Source organism: Mesorhizobium sp. BAC0120 (assembly GCF_033542235.1).
Lineage (GTDB): Bacteria > Pseudomonadota > Alphaproteobacteria > Rhizobiales > Rhizobiaceae > JAWRCU01.
The window spans coordinates 173,255-192,715 of record NZ_JAWRCU010000002.1 but is presented as its reverse complement, the minus strand read 5'-3'; the positions used below and the strand labels follow the sequence as shown (position 1 = coordinate 192,715).

The 19,461-nt window shown below is 63.4% G+C and carries 16 protein-coding genes; 1 reads left to right on the top strand and 15 read right to left on the bottom strand.

From position 1 onward, the window contains the following. Positions 1 to 41 precede the first annotated feature (41 nt). The 10 genes from SAZ10_RS04415 to SAZ10_RS04370 are packed head-to-tail and all read right to left on the bottom strand — an operon-like array spanning position 42 to position 9,352. Positions 42 to 605 (bottom strand): c-type cytochrome, encoded by a 564-nt coding sequence (locus SAZ10_RS04415; protein WP_318607967.1) that lies wholly within the window; start codon positions 603 to 605, stop codon positions 42 to 44. Beyond that, entirely contained in the window at positions 586 to 1,464 is an 879-nt protein-coding gene (locus SAZ10_RS04410; protein ID WP_318607966.1) for a cytochrome c oxidase assembly protein, read from the bottom strand. Before SAZ10_RS04410 ends, SAZ10_RS04415 begins: the two co-directional genes overlap by 20 nt. Then, entirely contained in the window at positions 1,461 to 1,802 is a 342-nt protein-coding gene (locus SAZ10_RS04405; protein WP_318607965.1) for a hypothetical protein, read from the bottom strand. The genes SAZ10_RS04410 and SAZ10_RS04405 overlap by 4 nt, the downstream gene beginning before the upstream one ends. Beyond that, positions 1,803 to 2,405: a heme-copper oxidase subunit III gene (locus SAZ10_RS04400; RefSeq protein WP_318607964.1), complete on the bottom strand. Its 603-nt coding sequence runs from the start codon at positions 2,403 to 2,405 to the stop codon at positions 1,803 to 1,805. It abuts the gene before it with no gap. Then, the gene (gene ctaD / locus SAZ10_RS04395; RefSeq protein ID WP_318607963.1) at positions 2,402 to 4,327 is read right to left on the bottom strand and encodes a cytochrome c oxidase subunit I; all 1,926 of its coding nucleotides are present in this window, start codon (positions 4,325 to 4,327) and stop codon (positions 2,402 to 2,404) included. Before ctaD ends, SAZ10_RS04400 begins: the two co-directional genes overlap by 4 nt. Next, positions 4,324 to 5,334 carry a cytochrome c oxidase subunit II gene (gene coxB / locus SAZ10_RS04390; protein ID WP_318607962.1) on the bottom strand — a complete coding sequence of 337 codons (1,011 nt, stop codon included), beginning with the start codon at positions 5,332 to 5,334 and terminating at the stop codon, positions 4,324 to 4,326. Before coxB ends, ctaD begins: the two co-directional genes overlap by 4 nt. Further along, positions 5,331 to 5,867 (bottom strand): c-type cytochrome, encoded by a 537-nt coding sequence (locus tag SAZ10_RS04385; RefSeq protein WP_318607960.1) that lies wholly within the window; start codon positions 5,865 to 5,867, stop codon positions 5,331 to 5,333. Before SAZ10_RS04385 ends, coxB begins: the two co-directional genes overlap by 4 nt. Next, positions 5,864 to 6,736: a substrate-binding domain-containing protein gene (locus SAZ10_RS04380; protein ID WP_318607959.1), complete on the bottom strand. Its 873-nt coding sequence runs from the start codon at positions 6,734 to 6,736 to the stop codon at positions 5,864 to 5,866. Before SAZ10_RS04380 ends, SAZ10_RS04385 begins: the two co-directional genes overlap by 4 nt. Then, positions 6,717 to 8,561 (bottom strand): methanol/ethanol family PQQ-dependent dehydrogenase, encoded by a 1,845-nt coding sequence (locus SAZ10_RS04375; protein ID WP_318608457.1) that lies wholly within the window; start codon positions 8,559 to 8,561, stop codon positions 6,717 to 6,719. Before SAZ10_RS04375 ends, SAZ10_RS04380 begins: the two co-directional genes overlap by 20 nt. Then, a complete protein-coding gene (locus tag SAZ10_RS04370; RefSeq protein WP_318607958.1) occupies positions 8,561 to 9,352 on the bottom strand; it encodes a GlcG/HbpS family heme-binding protein in 792 nt (263 codons plus the stop codon). Before SAZ10_RS04370 ends, SAZ10_RS04375 begins: the two co-directional genes overlap by 1 nt. A 329-nt stretch (positions 9,353 to 9,681) precedes the next feature. On the opposite strand from SAZ10_RS04370, the gene SAZ10_RS04365 reads away from it, so the two are divergent. Next, positions 9,682 to 10,500, top strand: a complete 819-nt coding sequence (locus SAZ10_RS04365; protein ID WP_318607957.1) for an MBL fold metallo-hydrolase — start codon at positions 9,682 to 9,684, stop codon at positions 10,498 to 10,500. 114 nt (positions 10,501 to 10,614) lie between these two features. Here the strand turns inward: SAZ10_RS04365 and SAZ10_RS04360 are convergent, their stop codons facing one another. From SAZ10_RS04360 to glgA, 5 genes are all read right to left on the bottom strand, one after another. Beyond that, the gene (locus SAZ10_RS04360) at positions 10,615 to 11,967 is read right to left on the bottom strand and encodes a chloride channel protein (protein ID WP_318607956.1); all 1,353 of its coding nucleotides are present in this window, start codon (positions 11,965 to 11,967) and stop codon (positions 10,615 to 10,617) included. A gap of 635 nt (positions 11,968 to 12,602) precedes the next feature. After that, positions 12,603 to 14,234 (bottom strand): alpha-glucosidase family protein, encoded by a 1,632-nt coding sequence (locus tag SAZ10_RS04355; RefSeq protein WP_318607955.1) that lies wholly within the window; start codon positions 14,232 to 14,234, stop codon positions 12,603 to 12,605. Further along, positions 14,231 to 16,261 (bottom strand): glycogen debranching protein GlgX, encoded by a 2,031-nt coding sequence (gene glgX, locus SAZ10_RS04350; RefSeq protein WP_318607954.1) that lies wholly within the window; start codon positions 16,259 to 16,261, stop codon positions 14,231 to 14,233. The genes SAZ10_RS04355 and glgX overlap by 4 nt, the downstream gene beginning before the upstream one ends. 123 nt (positions 16,262 to 16,384) lie before the next feature. Continuing rightward, a complete protein-coding gene (locus tag SAZ10_RS04345; RefSeq protein ID WP_318607953.1) occupies positions 16,385 to 18,013 on the bottom strand; it encodes an alpha-D-glucose phosphate-specific phosphoglucomutase in 1,629 nt (542 codons plus the stop codon). Further along, a complete protein-coding gene (gene glgA / locus SAZ10_RS04340; protein ID WP_318607952.1) occupies positions 18,010 to 19,461 on the bottom strand; it encodes a glycogen synthase GlgA in 1,452 nt (483 codons plus the stop codon). The genes SAZ10_RS04345 and glgA overlap by 4 nt, the downstream gene beginning before the upstream one ends.

The following is a 19,461-nucleotide window of genomic DNA, read 5'->3' as shown; positions in this document are numbered from 1 at the left end:
ACAGCCCAACCTGACGGTGGGCCTTTCGTTCCAGGCGCGGATCAGCGCAGCGCATAGAGATAGGCCGCGACATCGCGCGCCTGCTGCTCGGAGATTCCGGTCGAGGGCATCGCCGTGTGCGGAACCATCTGGCGCGAGGCGCGCAGCCAGCGGATCATGTTCTCCTTGTTGTTGGGCAGCACGCCGGCAATATACCGCCTCGACGAAAGCGTTGCGTCGAGCCTGGGGCCGACCTGCCCTTGTGCACCGGGGACACCCGGAATCGTATGGCAGCCGGCGCAGCCATTCGCCAGCATTACCGGGATCGCGCGTGCGGCCACGCCGCCGACCGCCAGATCGACTTGGCGCTCGACGCGCTGCTCATGATAGGCCCATGCGCCGGAAAAGGCTGCGACGAGCAAGGCGAGGATCGGACCGATCCATTTCAAACCGCCCAGTTGAACCGGCCGGCTTGTCGCGGCCGGCGAATGGATCGCGCCAGCCCCGGCACCGGCCGCGGGCGCTCGCTGCGGGTCGTACCGGTCTCGGGGGCGCACCCACCACCACACCGCACCGGCTGACGCGACAACGGTGTAGAGGAGCCAGTCATGGCGTCGATAAGGCATGAGCAGTTCCACCGTTGGACTTGCCGCTTGCCCTGATCCACAACCCGGCGATGAGCAGCGCGGCAAGGCCGTAGACCAGTCCGGCGGGCACCCACATGATCAATCCGGCGAGCTGCTGGTCCTCCAGTGGCGTCAGGCCCCATTGCTCCGAAAGGCCGGTATTGGCCGGATACCAAAGTCGCGGCGACAGCAGCAGCAGAACGCCGAGCACGCTCGTGTGCATCGATGTCAGGAAAAGATGCATCACGGAGACCCCGAGGCCCTGCTCTGCCCCCCTGCGCGGCAGCAGCACCCACCAGAACAGCAATCCTGTGCCCAGGAAGCTGGCGTGCTGGGCATAGTGGAGCACGCCGCGCTCCAGCGCAGCCTCGAAAAGACCTGGCACGTGCCATATCCAGATCGCCAGCCCATGCAGCACTGTCGCGACGGCCGGACGAGAAATCCGGCGCCAGATTTGGACAACCGGGCCGGCTCCGAGCAGGTTTCCCACCGCGTGCCGACAGCCGCGCGGCAGCGACCATAGCATCGCCGCCCCGGGGGCCGATGCTGCGATCAGGGGCGCCGCCACAGCCATGATCAGCTCGTGCTCGATCATATGGGCCGCGAATAGCCGCTCGCTCAGGGCGTGCAAGGGCGTGACGAGCGCGGCGGCAATGGTGAGCCAGCCCGCCGCAAACAGAAGAGCCTGCTGAAGTCTCAGAGCATGGGCGCGCCTGGTCCTTTGCCACAGGCGCAGCGTCCCGCCGGCATAAAGGGACGCCACCAGGACGAGCGGCAGGACGATCGCCGGCCCGATCGTCCAAGTCGTCTCTGGAGCCGTTCCGCCGAGGCAAATCGAGGCGTCGAAAAGCCAGCTCATCGCGTGCACTCATCAAGGATGAGCGAAGCTATGCCTTGCATGACGACAACGAGCGCGAACAGCGCCGCTGTAAGCATGCCGAGCATTGAAACGAAACGCTCGGTATCGAACTCCCGTTCGGGCTTGAACGACGCTCCGCCATGCTGCCAGGCCCGCCAGGACAACGCCCCCCCTGCCAGAGCGAACAGCGCAAGCACGAGGGCGGCCAGGGGGATCACCGGGAGCTTGCGCTCGCATTGCCACTCCACCAGCGCGTAGTTGAGCTGAGTAGAGATGCCCCAGGCCAGAGGACCGGCAAGCAGCCCGCCCCAGGATGTTCCGACCCGAAGCGCGCGCATCTAGAACCTCGGCATCCAGTAGATCAGCACATAGAGCGGCAGCCATGCCAGGACGACGAAATCCCAGTAGAACACATTGTCCTCGACATCCCCGAAGCGCCGCCCGGCATAGCCGTGCCGCGTGAACATGAGGACCGTCAGCACGATCGTGTCGCCTACGTCGGTGAGCAGATGTGTCGTGTGTAGCCCAAGCAGCACCCAGAGCATCGAGCCATAGGCGTTGGTGTCCCAATAGATGTTGAGCGCCGGGAACTCGAACCAGCGCACGACGAGCGGCGCGATGCCGAACGCGCACATCACCAGAAGTCCGATGCGGACCGGCAGCATCTCGTATTTCTTGGCGTAGCCGTTGAGCATATGGTTCGGCACCACGCTGGCGAGCAGCAGGATCGTGACGATCGTGCCGGGCCAATGGTTGGGCGGCGGCGCGCTGAGCGGCCAGCCGGGGGCGATGTAGGCGAGGTAGAGATAGGCACCGGCCGCCAACGCGAAGCCGGTGCCCTCCAATGCGATGAAGCCGAGCGTGCCCCACCAGGTCGGGCTGCGCGGACCCGAGCCGAAAGTGGCGAGATGGGATAGGTCGACGACAGTGTGCTGTCTCATTCCTCGTCCTCCGGCGCGCCCTTCGGCCAGAACCAGCCGACCAGCGAAATGGTGATCGGCAAGGCCCCCCACACGACTGCCCAAGGCGTGAAGATCGAATAGAGAAACGTGGCGCCGACGGTGAGCGCAGCGAAGAGCGGCCAGATCGATGGCCTTGCGGATTTTTCCCGGATGTCGGGTTTGGCCTCGGCGATCGTAGAAATTAGAACTTCGCGGGCGTCTACGCGAAGTCCTCCAGCCACAGGCAGGACCTCACGCTCGGCCCAGAGCGGCTCCTGGTGGGTCACAACGGGAATCCGCGCGAAATTGTAGCTCGGCGGCGGCGATGAGGTCGCCCATTCCAGCGTGCCGGCATCCCATGGATTTTCGCCTGCGACGTCGCCCTTCGTGGCGCTCCACACGAGGTTGATGACGAACAGGACGAAACTGAGGAAGAACACTACTGCGCCGGCCGAAATGAAAAGATTGATACCGCCCCAGCCGAGCTCGACAGGATAGGTGTAGACACGCCGCGGCATGCCCCAGAGCCCCACGATATGCATAGGAAAGAAAGCGGCGTTGAAGCCGATGAGAGCGAGCCAGAAATGCCATCGCCCGAGTCGCTCGCTCATCATGCGACCGGTCAGCTTGGGGAACCAGTAATAGGTGGCGCCGAGCAACGGAAAGACCGAACCGCCGATCAGCACGTAATGGAAATGCGCGACGACGAAATAGGTGTCGTGCACCTGCAGGTCGAGCGGCACCGAAGCCAGCATGACGCCGGTCAGCCCTCCCGCCACAAAGGTGAAAAAGAAGCCGAACACAAAGAGCAGCGGCGTGTTCAGCCTCGGCCGGCCACCTTCCCACAGCGTCCCCAGCCAGCAGAAGATCTGGATACCATTCGGGATCGCGATCAGCATGCTGGAGGCGGTGAAGAAGCTCGCGCCGAGTTTGGGCAGGCCTGTCGCGAACATGTGATGGACCCATAATCCGAAGGAAAGGATGCCCACCGCGATCAGTGACAGGACGAGCGCCAGATAGCCGAACACCGGCCGCCGCGCGAATGTTGGAATGATGGCCGACACCATGCCGGTTGCGGGCAGGAAGATGATGTAGACCTCAGGGTGTCCGAAGAACCAGAACAGGTGCTGGAACAGCAACGCGTCCCCGCCCTCGGCCGGGTTGAAGATGTGGGTGCCGACCAGCCGGTCAAGGATCAGGAATGTCGAGGCGATCATCACGGCCGGCATGGCAAAGATCACCACGAACGACGTGACCAGCATCGCCCAGACGAACAGCGGAATCCTGTCGAGCGACATGCCCGGCGCCCGCTGCTTGAAGACAGTCACGATGGTCGCCACCGCTACGGCCAGCGAGGAGACCTCCGTATAGGTGATCATCTGCGCCCATGTGTCAGCGCGCTTGCCGGGCGAGAACTCCGGACCGGAGAGCGGCACATAGGCAAACCAGCCGACGTCCGGCCCCGTATTCAGCGCGAAGGAGACCCAGAGGAACAAGCCGCCGGAGAGATAGATCCAGTAGCTGAAGGCGGCGAGGCGCGGGAAAGCGATATTCCGCGTGCCGACCATCAGCGGGACAAGGTAGAGGCCTACAGCCTGTACCATTGGCACGGCGAAGAGGAACATCATCGTTGCGCCATGCATCGTGAAGATCTGGTTGTAGAGGTCGGGACCGATCAGGCCGCGCTCAGGACCTGAAAGCTGGATGCGCATCACCACGGCAGCCAGACCGGCGAGGCAGAGAAAAACAAAAGCCGTAATCAGGTATCGCTTGGCGATGACCTTGTGGTCGACGCTGGACAGGAAGCCGATGAGGCCGGGCCGCGTCCTCCAGGTCTCGGCCAGCCGTCGGTGCAGGCTGATCTCGTCAAGTTCGGTGTCCCGTATGCCGTGATGCTCCGGCGCAAGGTCGACGCTGCTCATTTGAGGTTCTCGAGATAGGCCACAATGGCGTTGAGCTCATCGCCGGTGAGATTCATGACCGGCATCTTGGCTCCCCACTTGATGCTCTGCGGGTCGGCGATCCAGGCGGCCAGACTGCCGCGGCTCATCTGCAGCGTGCCGGCGGCGAGGGTCCTGCGGCTGGCCACATGCGTGAGGTCGGGGCCGGTCGTCCCCCCTGCCGTCGTGCCCTGGATACGATGGCACATCACACAAGGGCGATCGAGGAACAGGTCGCGGCCCGTGCTCTGCTCTTCAGTCAATGGCTGCGCGGCATCCCTGAGCTGATCGGCGTACCATGCGTCGAAATCGGCCCGTGGTTGTGCAATGACGAGCATCGCCATATGCGCGTGCTGCAGCCCGCAAAACTCGGCACATTGGCCACGATAGACGCCTGGCTTGTCGGCTTTGAGTGTCAGCGAGTTCACGACGCCCGGGATGAGATCCAGCTTGCCGTGGAGGCTCGGCACCCAGAAGGAGTGGATCACGTCGTCGGACTGAAGCACCAGCCTGACCTGCTCGCCCGCAGGAATATGGATCTCGTTGGCTGTGGTGAGAATCTTGCTCGGCTCGGCGTTCTCATATTTGACCTCCCACCACCATTGTTGTCCGGTCAGCCGGATGGTCAGCACCGCATCCTCGCCGACACCGGCGAGGGTCCGGTTCGCGAAAAAGCTGAGCAGCGTGAGCGCGACCAGTACGATCCCAGTGGCGGCGACAGCGGAGATCACCACCCGCGAAACGGTCCGCTCACTGGCTTGATCGACATGCAGAGGATGGATCCGTCTCTGCCTGCGTCGAAGCATGATCGTGACGAGCACGGCCATCACCAGCACCCAGATGACGGCGCAAAGCACAGTGAAGAGCCAGATCAGATTGGCAAGCTCGTCCGCGGCCGGCCCCTTCGGATCCAGCGCCGACTGCACTCCATTGCAGCCGGCAAGGATTGAACCCGACAGAGCCGCGATCCAGCCAAGACCCCGCCTCACGGCGATTTCCCTTCTGTGGCGGCGCCAGGCAGCCGGTTCTCCGCCGGATGCGGCATCATATCGTCGTTGCGGTTGGGAGCCGCTGCGCTCGGCACCTTGCCAGAGAGCGAGCGCACGAAGGCGGCGAGCTCCCAGATCTGATCATCGGGTATGTGGTTGCGGAAGGACGGCATCCCGTTCGGCCGGCCGTCGCGGATCGAGGCATGGATCGCCTCGATCGAGTCGCCGTAGATCCACTTGTCATCCATCAGCGCCGGCCCCATGCCTCCACCTCCATTGGCATGGCAGCCTGAGCAGTTGTACCAGCTGAACAGGCGCTTGCCTTCGCTAAGCTGGAAGGCATTGGCTTCGAACTCGGCCGCTTTGGCGTCCGAGAGCAGCGGGCTTCCGCCGCCAGGCGCCAGCGTCGTCACCGGCACGCCTTGCTCGCTGTCGCCGAGCGATGGTTGAGGACGTGTCTGCCGCTCCTCGCGCTGGCAGCCCGCCGCTGCGAACGCCAGGCAAAGGAGCAGCATGGACGCGAGCCGTCTCATGGTGATGCCGCATTCCCCGTATCCAGCCGCGGCACATGAAACTCGGCCAGGACCGCGTCTATCTCCTGCCGGTGCTTCTTGAGCGCGGCGTCGAGCTCGCCGCTCAGCGCCTTCTCGTCGCGCCGCACGCCCATGGAGATATCATAGAGCATCGGCACGACAGGCTTGTCGATCAGCGGTGAAACCGGCGCGACCCGGAGCTTCACCGGCTGCCGGCTTGCGAAGAAACCTGCCAACGGCCCCCACACGATCGCGACATCGATATCGCGACTGGCTACCGCCTCGATGATCTCCGATTGCGGGTCGGGCGTGGAATAGTCGCCATAGACCGGAAAGCCCTTGAGGTGTGCGCCGATGCCGCGGCGGGCGAGCGCCGCTACGGGCGGCGAGTTGGCGCCATCGTCGCCGATCAACTGCACGCCGATTTTGAGGTCACGGAGTCGCGGGTCGTCGAAGGAGGAAATGCCCGGCTCGCCTTCCCGCGTCACAAAGACGTAGCTCGAACGATAGTAAGGCACGGTCGTGCGCAGCATCTCGAGCGCCGCCGGCGCGCCGGGAATGAGATCGCATAATCCGGCTTTGAGCGTGTTGCGGACGAAGCCCCGGCGCTGCGCCCACCAGACATAGGATACGTCGGCGCCAAGCTCCTTGGCGACGATGTCGACGATCCTGTTTTCGAAGCCTTCGCCTCGCTCGTTGGAGAAAGGCAGATTGTTCGGGTCGGCGCAGACACGCAGCTCGCGCGCCTGGGCGGCTGTCGCGACACTGACGAATGCCGTGACCAGAGCGCCCGCCATCAGCGAACGTGCAAACCCCGCGGACATCGCCCTTATCGACGCAGCCATCTTCTCAAGGTAGCCGGAAGACATAAAGCGTTCCTCCGGTGTTGGTCACATCCTTGAGGTCTTTCATCGCGTTGACGAAGCCCAGCGCCGCGGTCGCGTCGCGCGGATCGAGATCACCCGCGACGATCGCACCGGACCAGCCGCCGACGCCGGAGAGGATGGCGACATATTCATGGCCGTCGGGTCCGCGATAGGCGATTGGCTGGCCGATGATCCCCGACGAGGTCCTGAACTGCCAGAGCAGCTTGCCCGTCTTTGCGCTTACTGCTTTGAACCAGCCCTCCATGGTGCCGTAGAAAACGACGTCGCCAGCCGTTACGAGGGCACCGCTCCAGGCCGGAAAATTCTCATCGATCTTCCAGACCGGCTTCTCGTTGGCAATATCCCAGGCCGTGAACTCGCCGCGGTGGCCGCCCGGTCCCGCCTTCATGCGCACGTTCATGCCGACATAGGGCGTGCCGGCGATGTAGTTCACCTCGATGCCCTCCGAGTCCATGCACAGGTTGTTGTGCGGGATGTAAAGCAGCCCCGTGCGCGGCGAGAATGCCGATGGCTGCCAGTCCTTGGCCCCGGGTGAGGCCGGACAGATATCGCGAACGACCTTACCGGTCCCGGTTTGTTTCTCGGGATTCTCGATCAGCCGCCCACTTTCGAGATCGACGCCCTTGCTCGAATTGACCGGCGCAAAGGGCTTCGCCGAAAGAACTTCGCCCGTGGTGCGGTCGAGCACGTAGAGATAGCCGTTGCGATCGGGGCGAACGAGCACCTTGCGCGGCTCGCCCTTCCACTGCATGTCGAGCAGAATCTGCTCGTTGATACCGTCGTAATCGTGCAGGTCGTGAGGTGTCCACTGGTAGAACCAGCGCGCAGCTCCGGTGTCGGGATTGCGCGCGAAGATGCCCGCGGTCCACTTGTTGTCGCCGGGCCTCAGATCGGGGTTCCAGGGTCCCGGATTGCCAGTGCCGTGATAGATCAGGTCGAGTTCGGGATCGTAGGAGATCCAGCCCCACATATTGCCGCCGCCGATCTGCCAGGCGCTCGGCGGCCAACTCGCGACGCCGAGGTCGGTGCCCTTGTCGCCGTCATAGAAGGGCTTGAACTCCGGGCCGATCAGCACGTCGCTGTCAGGGCCGGTGCCGTAGGCCGTCCACACGACATGGCCGTCATTGGCGTCGAGCGCCTTGACCCAGCCGCGCACGCCCAGCTCGCCGCCGGAATTGCCGACCAGGACTTTGTCCTTGACCACCAGCGGCGCCATGGTGATCGTTTCGCCGATATTGATGTTGCCGATCTTGGTGTTCCAGACCGGCTGGCCGGACGCGGCGTCCACAGCGATCGTGTGGCCGTCGAGCGTGTTGAAGAAGATACGGCCGTTCGCAAAAGCCGCGCCGCGATTTACAAGGTCGCAGCAGGCAACGCCTTGGGAGGCAGGCTCCGGCCTTGGCTCGTAGCGCCATTTCATAGGCGCACCTGGCTTGGTGAGGTCGAGCGCAAAGAGGATGTTCGGATAAGGGGTCACGATATACATCGTGTTGCCGACCACCAGCGGCGCGGCCTCGTGCCCCCTGTTCACGCCGGTCGAGAATGTGAAAGCGACCTGCAGCTTGCCGACATTGCCTTCGTTGATCTCGTCGAGTTCACTGTAGCGCGTCGAGGCATAGTTCTTGGCTGGCATCGTCCACTGGCCGTCGTCCGGCGGGGCCGCTGCCGCAGGGGGTTTAATGGCCGGTTGTTGGGCAAATGCCGGGAAGAAGCCCGTCGAGAACGCCCCCAGCACCGCAAGTGCGAAGATTGCGACGGAAACCGCCAATGTGGTTTTCCTTGCGATCGTGGCGTAATGAGAGGACATCATTTCAGCGAACCGCCCACGCCTGCTCCCAGCTCTGCCGCAATATCGGCTTCGCTGCCGGAACACTTCGGATGGCCCCATCCGGATGCGCTCTTCCCACCCGGATCGATGTCGTAGATGATCCCGTCCTTGGCCTTCGGGTTGACGCCGGCAGGCACTTTGTCCAGGCTAAGCGCGCCGCGCACACGCCACGCGACATTGTGGTCGGCGCAGGCGGAATCGCCACTGACACCCAGCCCACCGACGATTCCGTTCTGATCGTAAAGGGCCAGGCCTCCGCCGAACGCCACGATGCCGCCGATCGGCTGGCCGACGAGCGGATCGTTCCCGGTCCCGAATGTGGCCGGATCGCCTCCGTAGGCGGCTGTCGTGTTGACCGGATTCGTGCGCTCAAGGCCGAACAGGGGACCACCGGGCTGAACGGCAGCGTAGAGGTTGGCGCTTGACAGCGCCATTTCCTTCACGCTCATCCCGTTGGCGGTATTGGCCTTTGCCGCCGCTACCAGCCGGCTCCCTGGCCATTGCGCATCTGCCGTCGGGCCAGTGAATGCGACGGCGCACACGCTCCCGTCGCGTGCAACGACGACAGCCCATTCATTCGTTTCGAGGCCACCATTGGCGGGACCGCCGCTCGCCTTGACACTGCCCTTGAGTGCCGAAAGCAGCTGTTCATGCTGGACCGGACACGGAGCTTTGGCGGAGACGGCCGACGTGGTCGAGCAGAGAATCCCGAGGCAAAAGAGAACGCATGTGAGCTGCAACGAGATGCTTCGAAACGGCGTGCGGTTCATTGGGACTCGCTCTGGTTCGGATCACACCTAATTACCCAGCCAATCGTTTGTTCCTCGATCGGCCTGGGTGACGCGAACGGCTCAGCCTTAGTCAGCCGTTCCGGAACAAAGCGACCGCCCTACCGTTCGGACAGGCAGGAACTCGCGATGAAATACTTGAAGCTCTTCTTCTCTCGAATTGGCCTCGCCGGCCGGGAAGACCGGCCGGACAGTGTCAGCCCGGTGGACGCAATTGTGCGCCTCTTCAAGTCCATGCCCGGCCCTAGGAGCGGTTTCGGCACGGTCGTTGGGGATGACAGCACGCAACGGCGCGTACGGTAAGGTGCCGCATGACCAGCCAGGTTCCGCTTCGTGACTTGGATGCAGCGCCGCGCCGGAACCGCGGCGACAACGCATGGAGCATTGCCGGCGACCTCGCCTATCTGAAGCTCATGATGGTGAATGTCGTGTTCTATGGCCATCCGAGAGAACCAGACTGGGTGCTGGTGGATACCGGTCTCAGCATCAGCGCCGACGAAATAATGGAATGCGCCGAGAAGCGCTTCGGCAGCGACACGCCTCCTCGCGCGATAATCCTCACCCACGGCCATTTCGATCACGTCGGCTCGGCCAAAACGCTTGCCGATAGGTGGGACGTTCCGGTTTACGCTCATCCGGACGAACTGCCCTACCTCGACGGCTCGACCTCATATCCGCGGGCCGATCCCTGGGTCGGCGGCGGCACGCTCGCGCTGATCTCGCCCCTTTTCCCTCGCGGTCCAGTCGACCTCGGGGCAAGGCTGCATACACTGCCTGACGATCACTCGGTTCCGGGCATGCCCGGCTGGCAGTGGATCCACACGCCGGGCCATGCGCCTGGACACGTCTCGCTCTGGCGCGAAGCCGACAAATCCCTCATCGCCGGCGACGCCTTCATCACGACTGGTCAGGAATCGGCCTACGATGTCGCAACGCAGGAACTCGAGATGCACGGCCCTCCCCGCTATTTCACGCCGGACTGGGAGGCTGCCGAAGCCTCGGTCCAGACCCTTGCGAAGCTTAATCCGGAGCTGGTGATCACAGGTCACGGCGCACCGGCGAAGGGCCCTGGCATGAGAACAGCCTTGAAGAGGCTGGCGCGCGACTTCAGGGAAGTTGCCGTGCCGTAGGACGATTGATAGGCGTCACCGGAGCGGCTGAGCCGCAACCAAGGCTTCGGGCTCGGAAGTTGGGCAAAGAGTGCTCCAGACCTCACGCAGGGGGCCGCCGCCAGGATTACAAAATCACGGCTCGTCCGACGAAGCTCTCTTCAGAGCCTCCTCGACGCGTTTGCGGCGAAGCGCGTCGGCAATGAAGAGACGGGACAACGCATGATAGAGTGGTTCGTTGGAGATGATCCGGGCCGTTCCATAGCCGAGCATCGACGCGATCATCAGCGGGATGACGGTATTGTGCGAGCCGGTCATCTCGAGAAGGATGACGAAGGTCGTCATCGGCGCCTGGACCACGCCGGAGAAGTAGCCAGCCATGCCGAGCAGCGCGGCCAGGCTTGTGCCGGAGCCCAGCAAAAGACCGATCGAGCTGCCAAGGCCGGCACCCACCGATAGCGAGGGCGCAAACAGCCCGCCCGGTATTCCGGAAATCGTCGAGAGCAGTGTCGCCAAGAATTTTTCGAAGAACAGGAAAGGCGGCAAGGCTTCGCCCTCGATCGCGCCACGCGCCTGTTGGTAGCCTGTACCGAACGTATCGCCGTGAGACATCAGGCCGATCAAGGCAACGGCCAGCCCGCAGATCGCCGCGACGACCAGTTTTCGCCGCAACGGTGCCGGCTGGACGAAGCGGCGCAGCCGCCGCGTGGCCCGAAGCACCGCGATGCTGAACCCTGCGCCGAACGCCCCTCCGGCGATGCCGCACGCAACCACCAGAAGCCAATCCAGGGGGCCGGAAACGGCCGCATCGGTTTCACCGAAATATGTGTAGTTGCCCACCAGCGCCAGCGCCGCCAGGCCCGCCAGGATGACCGCGGTCAACACGAGGCCATTGGTGCGAGCTTCATAGGTCTTTCCCATTTCCTCGATAGCGAAGACGATACCGGCGAGCGGCGTGTTGAAAGCGGCTGCAATTCCTGCGGCAGAACCCGCAAGGATCAGTCCGCGGGCCCTTGCCATATTGCCCCACCGGGCAACCTCGAGCATGACGGAGGCGCCGATCTGCACGGTCGGACCCTCGCGTCCGATCGAGGCACCGCATCCAAGGCCGATCACCGTCAGAAGGACTTTCCCGACAACGACGCGCAGCGAGAGCATGGGACGGCGCTCTTCAGGCTCGCGCAGATGACGGGCGGCGATCGCCTGCGGGATGCCGCTCCCCGGCGAGCCCGGGAAAAACCCGGCGAGGTAGGTCACAGCGATAAAGCCAGCTGGAGTGAGGATGACCGGAATGCCGGCCCACCAGCCTGCCCCCGCGGTAAGTTCACGGAACAGCAGCTGTGTCTCGTCGGCAAGCCGCGCAAAGAGCACGCTGATCAGGCCAATCGCCAGGGCTCCAGTCCAGAAGACCAGGCGTGGCTGCCAAACGCTTCGCGTCCACAGCGTGCGCGAGCGACGCCATACCGGATGCCATCGGGTCCTGGCCAATTTGTCTCTCCCTCCGCAGGCGCACTTGCGAGGCGGTCTCGCATCGATCTGTGCTTCTATGCTAAATTGCGCCGAGCCGCCGGGCTGCAACGCATCGCGAGCGGCAAGCTATGGTAGAAATCTGCCATGGGCTCAAGATTTCGCCGCGCGCGCTTCGCGTTCACCTCCTGGGCGTCGATCACCAACTGGTGAATTGCACCCGGAACTGCTGCGAGGCAAGCAAAGCAGAAAATGAGTCGGCTTACGGCACGACCGCAGGCTGACCTCGGGGGAATTGCTTGAGAGCATTTTTCGTACGCAAGGCAGCGGACCATGAGGTTGTGGGCTTATTCGTTGCGCCGACCCTTATTCTACTTGCAACTCTCGTCGACGAATGTTGCGATCCGAACGCGTGCGAGTACGCCCTGGCCCGAATAGGCGGGATTATGGTCGGGGGATCGACCGCGGCGAAATGGCCCCTCTCCGACACCGACTCTGATGGTTCTTTCGAATTTGCCACTGGTCTGGAGACGGCCGTTCTCACACAGCATTGGGAGGACGACCTACGTTTCATTGGACGCTCCCTGTTATGGAAGCCGCTCGCCCGAGCCGCCAGAAGATTGGCGAGCGATTTCAAGCGCCGGCAGACCGGACAATCAGCCAGTCCTCGCGAAGAAGGATGACAGGCCGCCCAGCCGGATCGCTTGGCCATCGAACTCGGCCCGCTTGCCGGCATGCTCGATCAGCTCCAAAGCGCCGAGCTCAGCCGGAACCTCCCACTCGCATGCTTCGTTCGCGAAGTTGAAAACACAGAGCAGCCGCTCGTTTTCGCTTGGGCGCAAGAAGGCCAGGACGTTATCGTCGGAATCGAGGAAGCGAATATCGCCGTTGACCAGCGCCGGATGCCGCCGGCGAAAGTCCAGCATGTCCCGGTAATGCGCCAGGACGGAGGAGGGATCACCTTCCTGCCGGTCGACGGTCCGGCGCAAATGCGCCTCAGGTATTGGCAGCCAAGGCTTGCCGGTCGTGAAGCCGCCATTCGGCGCGGCAGCCTCCCACACCATCGGCGTGCGGCAGCCGTCGCGGCCCTTGAAGGCGGGCCAGAAGCGGATGCCGTAGGGATCGCGCAGGTCCTCGAAGGCAAGCTCCGCCTCTTCGAGGCCCAGCTCTTCGCCCTGATAGAGGCAGATCGAGCCGCGCAGCGAGATGAGCAATTCGATCGCGAACTCGGCCATTCTGTCCGTGTTGCCGTCGGGCGGCGTCCAGCGGGAGACATGCCGCATCACGTCGTGGTTGGAGAAGGCCCAGCAAATCCATCCGTCGGCGACCGCCTCCTCGAAATCCGCAACGGACTTCCTGACATGGGCCGCCGAAAAAGCTGGGCTGAGCAGGTCGAAAGTGTAGCACATATGCAGCTTGTCGCCGCCCGACGTATAGAGCGCGACCGTTTTCAGCGCGCGTCCTTCGTCACCGACCTCCCCCACCGAAGTGCGGTCGGGGTACTCGTCGAGAAGAGCCCGGAAGCGCTTCAGGAAGCCGGGATTCTCCGGCTGCGTCTTATCGTAAAGATGGTCCTGGTAACCGTAAGGGTTGGTGGCTGGCACGTCCACGACCGCGCGCTGCTGTTTCGGTGGGTTGTCGCGCAACTTGCTATCGTGGAAATAGAAGTTGACGGTGTCGAGGCGGAAGCCGTCGACGCCTCGCTCCAGCCAGAAGCGCACAGCCTTTAGCAGTGCATCCTGCACGTCGGGCTCATGAAAGTTGAGGTCCGGCTGCGAGGCCAGGAAATTATGCAGATAATACTGCTTGCGCGTGCCGTCCCACTCCCAAGCCGGCCCACCGAAGACCGACAGCCAATTGTTGGGCGCCGTGCCGTCGGGCTTGGGGTCTGCCCAGACGTACCAATCCGCTTTCGGGTTGTCGCGGCTTGAGCGGCTTTCTCTGAACCAGGGATGCTGGTCGGAGCTATGCGACAACACCTGGTCGATAATGACTTTCAGGTTGAGCCGGTGCGCCTCGGCGACCAGCCCGTCGAAATCCTCGAGCGTACCGAACAGCGGGTCGACCGCCTCATAATCCGAGACGTCATAGCCCATATCCGCCATGGGGGACTTGAAGAAAGGCGACAGCCAGATCGCGTCCACGCCAAGCGACGCGATATAGGGCAGCCTTGCCGTGATACCCGAAAGGTCGCCGGTGCCATCGCCGGTCGTGTCCTGGAAGGAGCGCGGATAGACCTGGTAGATGACTGAACCGCGCCACCAGGCGGGATTTCCGGCCTCGCTCATGCTGATTTCCCTTCATCCGGCCTCCGCTCCTCGCGGAGATAGATCACGGAGCGGCCCGCGACCAGCATGGCGCCACCGCCGAGCATCCGCTGAACATCGCGCCCAGTTCCGGCTGCGGGCGACCAGCGAAAGCCTTCGCGCACCGGAACGTTGAAGGCCGAAGCCCGGCGGTCGCCATTGACGAGGACAGCGACCCTTCCTGCTCCGTCCGGCTCGGTAAGAACCATTGTCAGGCGCCGTCGATCTGGCTCGCCCCAGTGTCCCGTCGAAAGCGGCTCGCCGCTTTCCGCCAGCCATTCGACGTCTGCGGGGCCAGACTGGCCAATCGGCCTGCCATCGAGAAAGTTGGTGGCATTGAGCGCGCCTGAATGGCGGCGAAAGGCGGCGAGAGCGCCTACATGGGCTTCGAGCTCGCCGTCGCGACGCTCCCAGTCGAGCCAGGTCGTCTCGTCGTCCTGCGCATATGCGTTGTTGTTGCCGGATTGGGTACGGCCGAACTCGTCGCCAGCCGTCAGCATGATCGCGCCGCGCGAGGCAAAGAGCGTCGAAAGCAAAGCAAACAGGTCGCGCCGGCGCACCGTGGCGATCACAGAATCTGCCGCCTCCCCCTCGACGCCGTTGTTCCAGGAGAAATTCTCTCCATGACCGTCGCGGTTTTCCTCGCCGTTCGCCTCATTGTGCTTTTCTTGGTAGCTGACCAGATCGGCAAGCGAGAAGCCGTCATGCGCTGCGATGAAATTGACGCTGCGCGTCGTCGGCTGACCAACTCTGCGGAAGACATCGGACGAACCCGCAAGACGCGTCGCCAAGGTGCCGGTCATGGCAGGGTCGCCACGCCAGAAGCGGCGGATATCGTCGCGAAAGCGGTCGTTCCATTCGAGCAGCGGCGGCGGGAAATTACCGAGCTGATAACCGTCGGGGCCGACATCCCAAGGCTCGACGATCATGACGCGGCCGCTGAGCATGGGGTCGGTCAAGATTGCGTCGAACAACCTGGCATCGGGATCGAAGTCCCGCCCCTCCCGCCCAAGCACCGTAGCGAGGTCGAAACGGAAGCCATCGACACCTGCGTAGGCCACGAAATGACGGAGCGCATCGACGATAAGCGCCGCGGCATCCGGGTTATCGCAGGCGATTGTATTGCCGGTGCCGGTATCGTTGACGAGCAATCCCGGATCGTCGGGATCGCTGCGGAAGTAGCTGCGGTTGTCGAGGCCGCGCAGCGACAATGTCGGCCCTTTGTCGTCGCTCTCGCCGGTGTGATTGAACACGAGATCGAGGAGGACACCGATGCCGGCCTCGCGCAGCGCAGCCACGGTCTGCCTGAGCTCCGTGATCCCGCCCGGCGCAAGGCGCGGATCGAGTGGCTTGAAGGTGACAGGGTTGTAACCCCAGGCATTCCGGAGCCCCAGCGGTGGCAGGTGCCGCTCGTCGATCCAGGCGACGATCGGCATCAGTTCCACCGCTGCGACGCCGAGCTTCTTCAGATGCGCGACGATCGCCGGGTGTGCGAGCGCCGCTATCCTGCCGCGCAGATCTTGGGGCACATCGGGATGGCCGATCGTGAAGCCCCGAACGTTCACCTCATAGACAAGCCCGCCGCCCGAAAAGAGCGGCGGCTGCGGCTCGAACGCGGGCGGAAGGCGAGTGACGATCGACTTCGGCACCAGCGGCGCCGTGTCGCCACCTTCGTGGCGCGGCGCAGCCAGCCTTGGATCATAGGTATAAGGGCGGTCGATCGCGACCGCGTAGGGGTCCACCAGCAATTTGTCCGGGTCGAACCAGCAGCCGCTTGCGGGATCGTAAATCCCGTCGGCGCGCAGGCCATAATGCGTGCCGGCCCCTACGCCGTCGACCTCCGCCACGAACAGGCCTTCGCCAATGGCGCGCGCTTCGACACGGCGCATCTCTGCCTCGCCGGTGAAGATCGAGACGAATATCCGCTCCGCCGCCCGGCTGCGTATGGCAAAGCGCACCCCGCCGTCGATGATCGTCGCGCCTAGAGCAGGATGAACGGAATCATTCATCCTGCTCTCGCTCTTTGTTTTTGCAGCATGATCTTATCCGAAAAGTCTCCAACTTTTTGCTCCGCTGACCTTCGGTTCGGGATCATGCGCGAGCCGGCTCGGTCAGATCGCTGGCGGGGCTCCTCAGGTGATGACAGTCGGCTTGCTGCGCCCGGTATGCTTCGTAATGCCGGCGATCTCGTCCGCAGCGACGATCAGGTCAGCGAGCGCCTGCTGCGTATCTAACCCGTGCTTGGCCGGATCCGCCTCGTAGCGCTCGATATAAACGCGTAACGTCGCCCCTTCCGTACCGGTGCCGGAAAGCCGGAAGACGACACGCGAGCCGCCTTCGAACATGATGCGGATGCCCTGATTGCGGCTCTCCGAGTGATCGACCGGATCGTGATAGGCGAAGTCGTCTGCGGCAGCGACCCTGAGGGCGCCGAGCGATGTTCCCGGCAGAGTCGAGAGCCTGGCCCGCAACTCGTCCACCACAGCGTTGGCTCGCTCGGTCTCGACTGCCTCATAGTCGTGGCGGGAATAGTAATTGCGGCCGTATTCGGCCCAGTGCTTGGTGACGATGTCCTTCACGCTTTCCTTGCGCACGGCAAGGATGTTGAGCCAGAGCAACACCGCCCACAACCCATCCTTCTCGCGCACATGGTCGGAGCCGGTCCCCGCGCTCTCCTCGCCGCAGATCGTGGCGAGCCCGGCGTCGAGCAGGTTGCCGAAGAACTTCCAGCCAGTCGGCGTTTCGTAGATGCCGATCCCGAGCTTTTCCGCGACGCGGTCGGCGGCCGCGCTGGTCGGCATCGAACGGGCTATGCCCTTGAGGCCATCCTTGTAGCCGGGCGCGAGATGGGCGTTGGCAGCCAACAGCGCCAGCGAATCCGACGGTGTTACGAAAATTCCGTTGCCGATGATCAGGTTTCGGTCGCCGTCGCCATCGGATGCAGCGCCGAAATCAGGTGCGTCGTCGCGCATCATCTCGTCGAAGAGATGCTTGGCATGGACGAGATTGGGGTCGGGATGATGCCCGCCGAAATCCGGGAGCGGGACGAAATTGTGCGCCGTGTGGTTGGGAGCGCCGAGCCTGTTCTCCAGGATTTCCTTGGCATAGGGGCCGGTCACCGCATGCATGGCATCGAAGGTCATGCGGAAGCCCGAAGCGAACATCGTACGGATTGCCTCGAAGTCGAACAGGCTTTCCATCAGCTCGGCATAGTCGGCCACGGGATCGATCACCTTCACGGTCATCTCCCCGGCCTTGACGCTGCCGACCTTGTCGATGTCGACCTGGCCTATATCGGCTATCTTGTAGCTGTCGATCGCCTTGGAGCGCGCGAAGATCGCCTCGGTGACCTTTTCCGGCGCGGGTCCGCCGTTGGAAATATTGTATTTGATGCCGAAATCCTCGTGCGGGCCGCCGGGATTGTGGCTGGCCGACAGGACCAGCCCGCCGAACGCCTTGTATTTACGGATGATGTTGGAGGCGGCCGGCGTCGACAGAATACCGCCCTGGCCCACGATCACCTCGCCGAAGCCGTTGGCCGCGGCCATCGCAATTGCCTTCTGGATCACCTCGCGGTTGTAGAAGCGGCCGTCGCCGCCGATCACCAGAGTCTTGCCCTGAAAGGCTTCGAGCGAATCGAAGACGGATTGGATGAAGTTCTCGACATAGTTCGGCTGCTGGAAGACGGGCACCTTCTTGCGCAGGCCGGAGGTACCCGGCTTCTGGTCGGTGTATGGGGTGGTTTTGACGGTTCGGATCATGCCTGTCCCTGCTTTCTTGCGATCAGCGAGTTGTAGAGCTCGACATAGCGAGCGGCGCTCCGCCCCCAGGAGACATCCGCCTTCATCCCCTGCTTTTGCATGGAGGTCCAGACCTGTTTGTCGGCATATGCCGCAATCACGCGCCGGATCGCGTGCACGAAGGCATCGCCGTTGTCGGCCGTGAACTGAAAACCGGTAGCGACCCCCGCCGAGAGCGCGGCCTCATTAGCGTCGATGACCGTGTCGGCGAGCCCGCCGGTTCGCGCCACAACTGGGACGCAACCATAGCGCAGGCCGTAGAGCTGGGTAAGGCCGCAAGGCTCGAAACGCGAAGGAATCAGGATTGCGTCGCAGCCGCCCTGCATCAGGTGCGACAGAGGCTCGTCATAGCCGATGACGACGCCGACCCGGCCGCGAAAGCGGGCCGCGCCTGCCAGCAAAGCACCTTCCAGCGCATGGTCGCCGGAGCCGAGCACCGCGAGCTTGGCGCCTGCCGCGACAATGTCGTCCATGATGGAGGTCAATATGTCTATGCCCTTTTGCCAGGTAAGGCGGCTCACTACACAGAGCAGCGGAGTTGCGTCGTGATCCAGCGCCAAACGCTCCTCGACCGCGCGGCGATTCACGGATCGCTTTCCGAGGGTGCGGGGCGAATAGCTGGCTGCGAGCAGCTTGTCCGTTTCCGGGTTCCAGACCTCGGTGTTGATGCCGTTGACGATGCCGGCGAGATCGGCTGCGCGGATGTTGATAAGGCCGTCGAGACCCATGCCGAATTCGGGAGTGCGTATCTCCTGGGCGTAAGTCGGGCTGACGGTTGTGATTTCCGAGGCTGCCTGCAGCCCTCCCTTCAGATAGCCGACGCCGCCGTAATATTCGACGCCGTCCAGCGACATTGCACTACCCGGCAGGTCGAGCTCGCCGAAAATGCCGGCGCCGAACTGACCCTGGAAGGCCAGATTGTGGACAGTCATGACCGACGGCACGCCGGGAGCCCGGCCATAGCGCATATAGGCGAGCGTCATTGCCGCCTGCCAGTCATGGGCGTGGACGATGTCGGGCAAATAGCCGGCAATCGCTCCTCCCGCTATCTCGGCCCCTACCTGGGAGAGCGCCGCGAAACGCCGCCAGTTGTCCGGCCAATCGATTCCCGCCATGTTCCCGTAAGGGCCGCCCTGTCGATCGAAGAGATGCGGCGCATCGAGCACCAGCAGGTCGAGGCCGCTCGACTGGCCGGCAAAGACCGACGCCTGACCACCTTGCAGAGCAGGGTACTGCAGGACGATCTTCTTCTTGCTGAACCTGCTTGTGACGACAGGGTAGCCCGGCACCAGCGTTCGTACGTGGACGCCCTGCCCTTCCAAGGCGAGCGGCAATGCGCCGGTAACGTCGGCGAGACCTCCTGTCTTGATCAGCGGATAAATCTCGGACGTGACTGCCAACACCTGCAT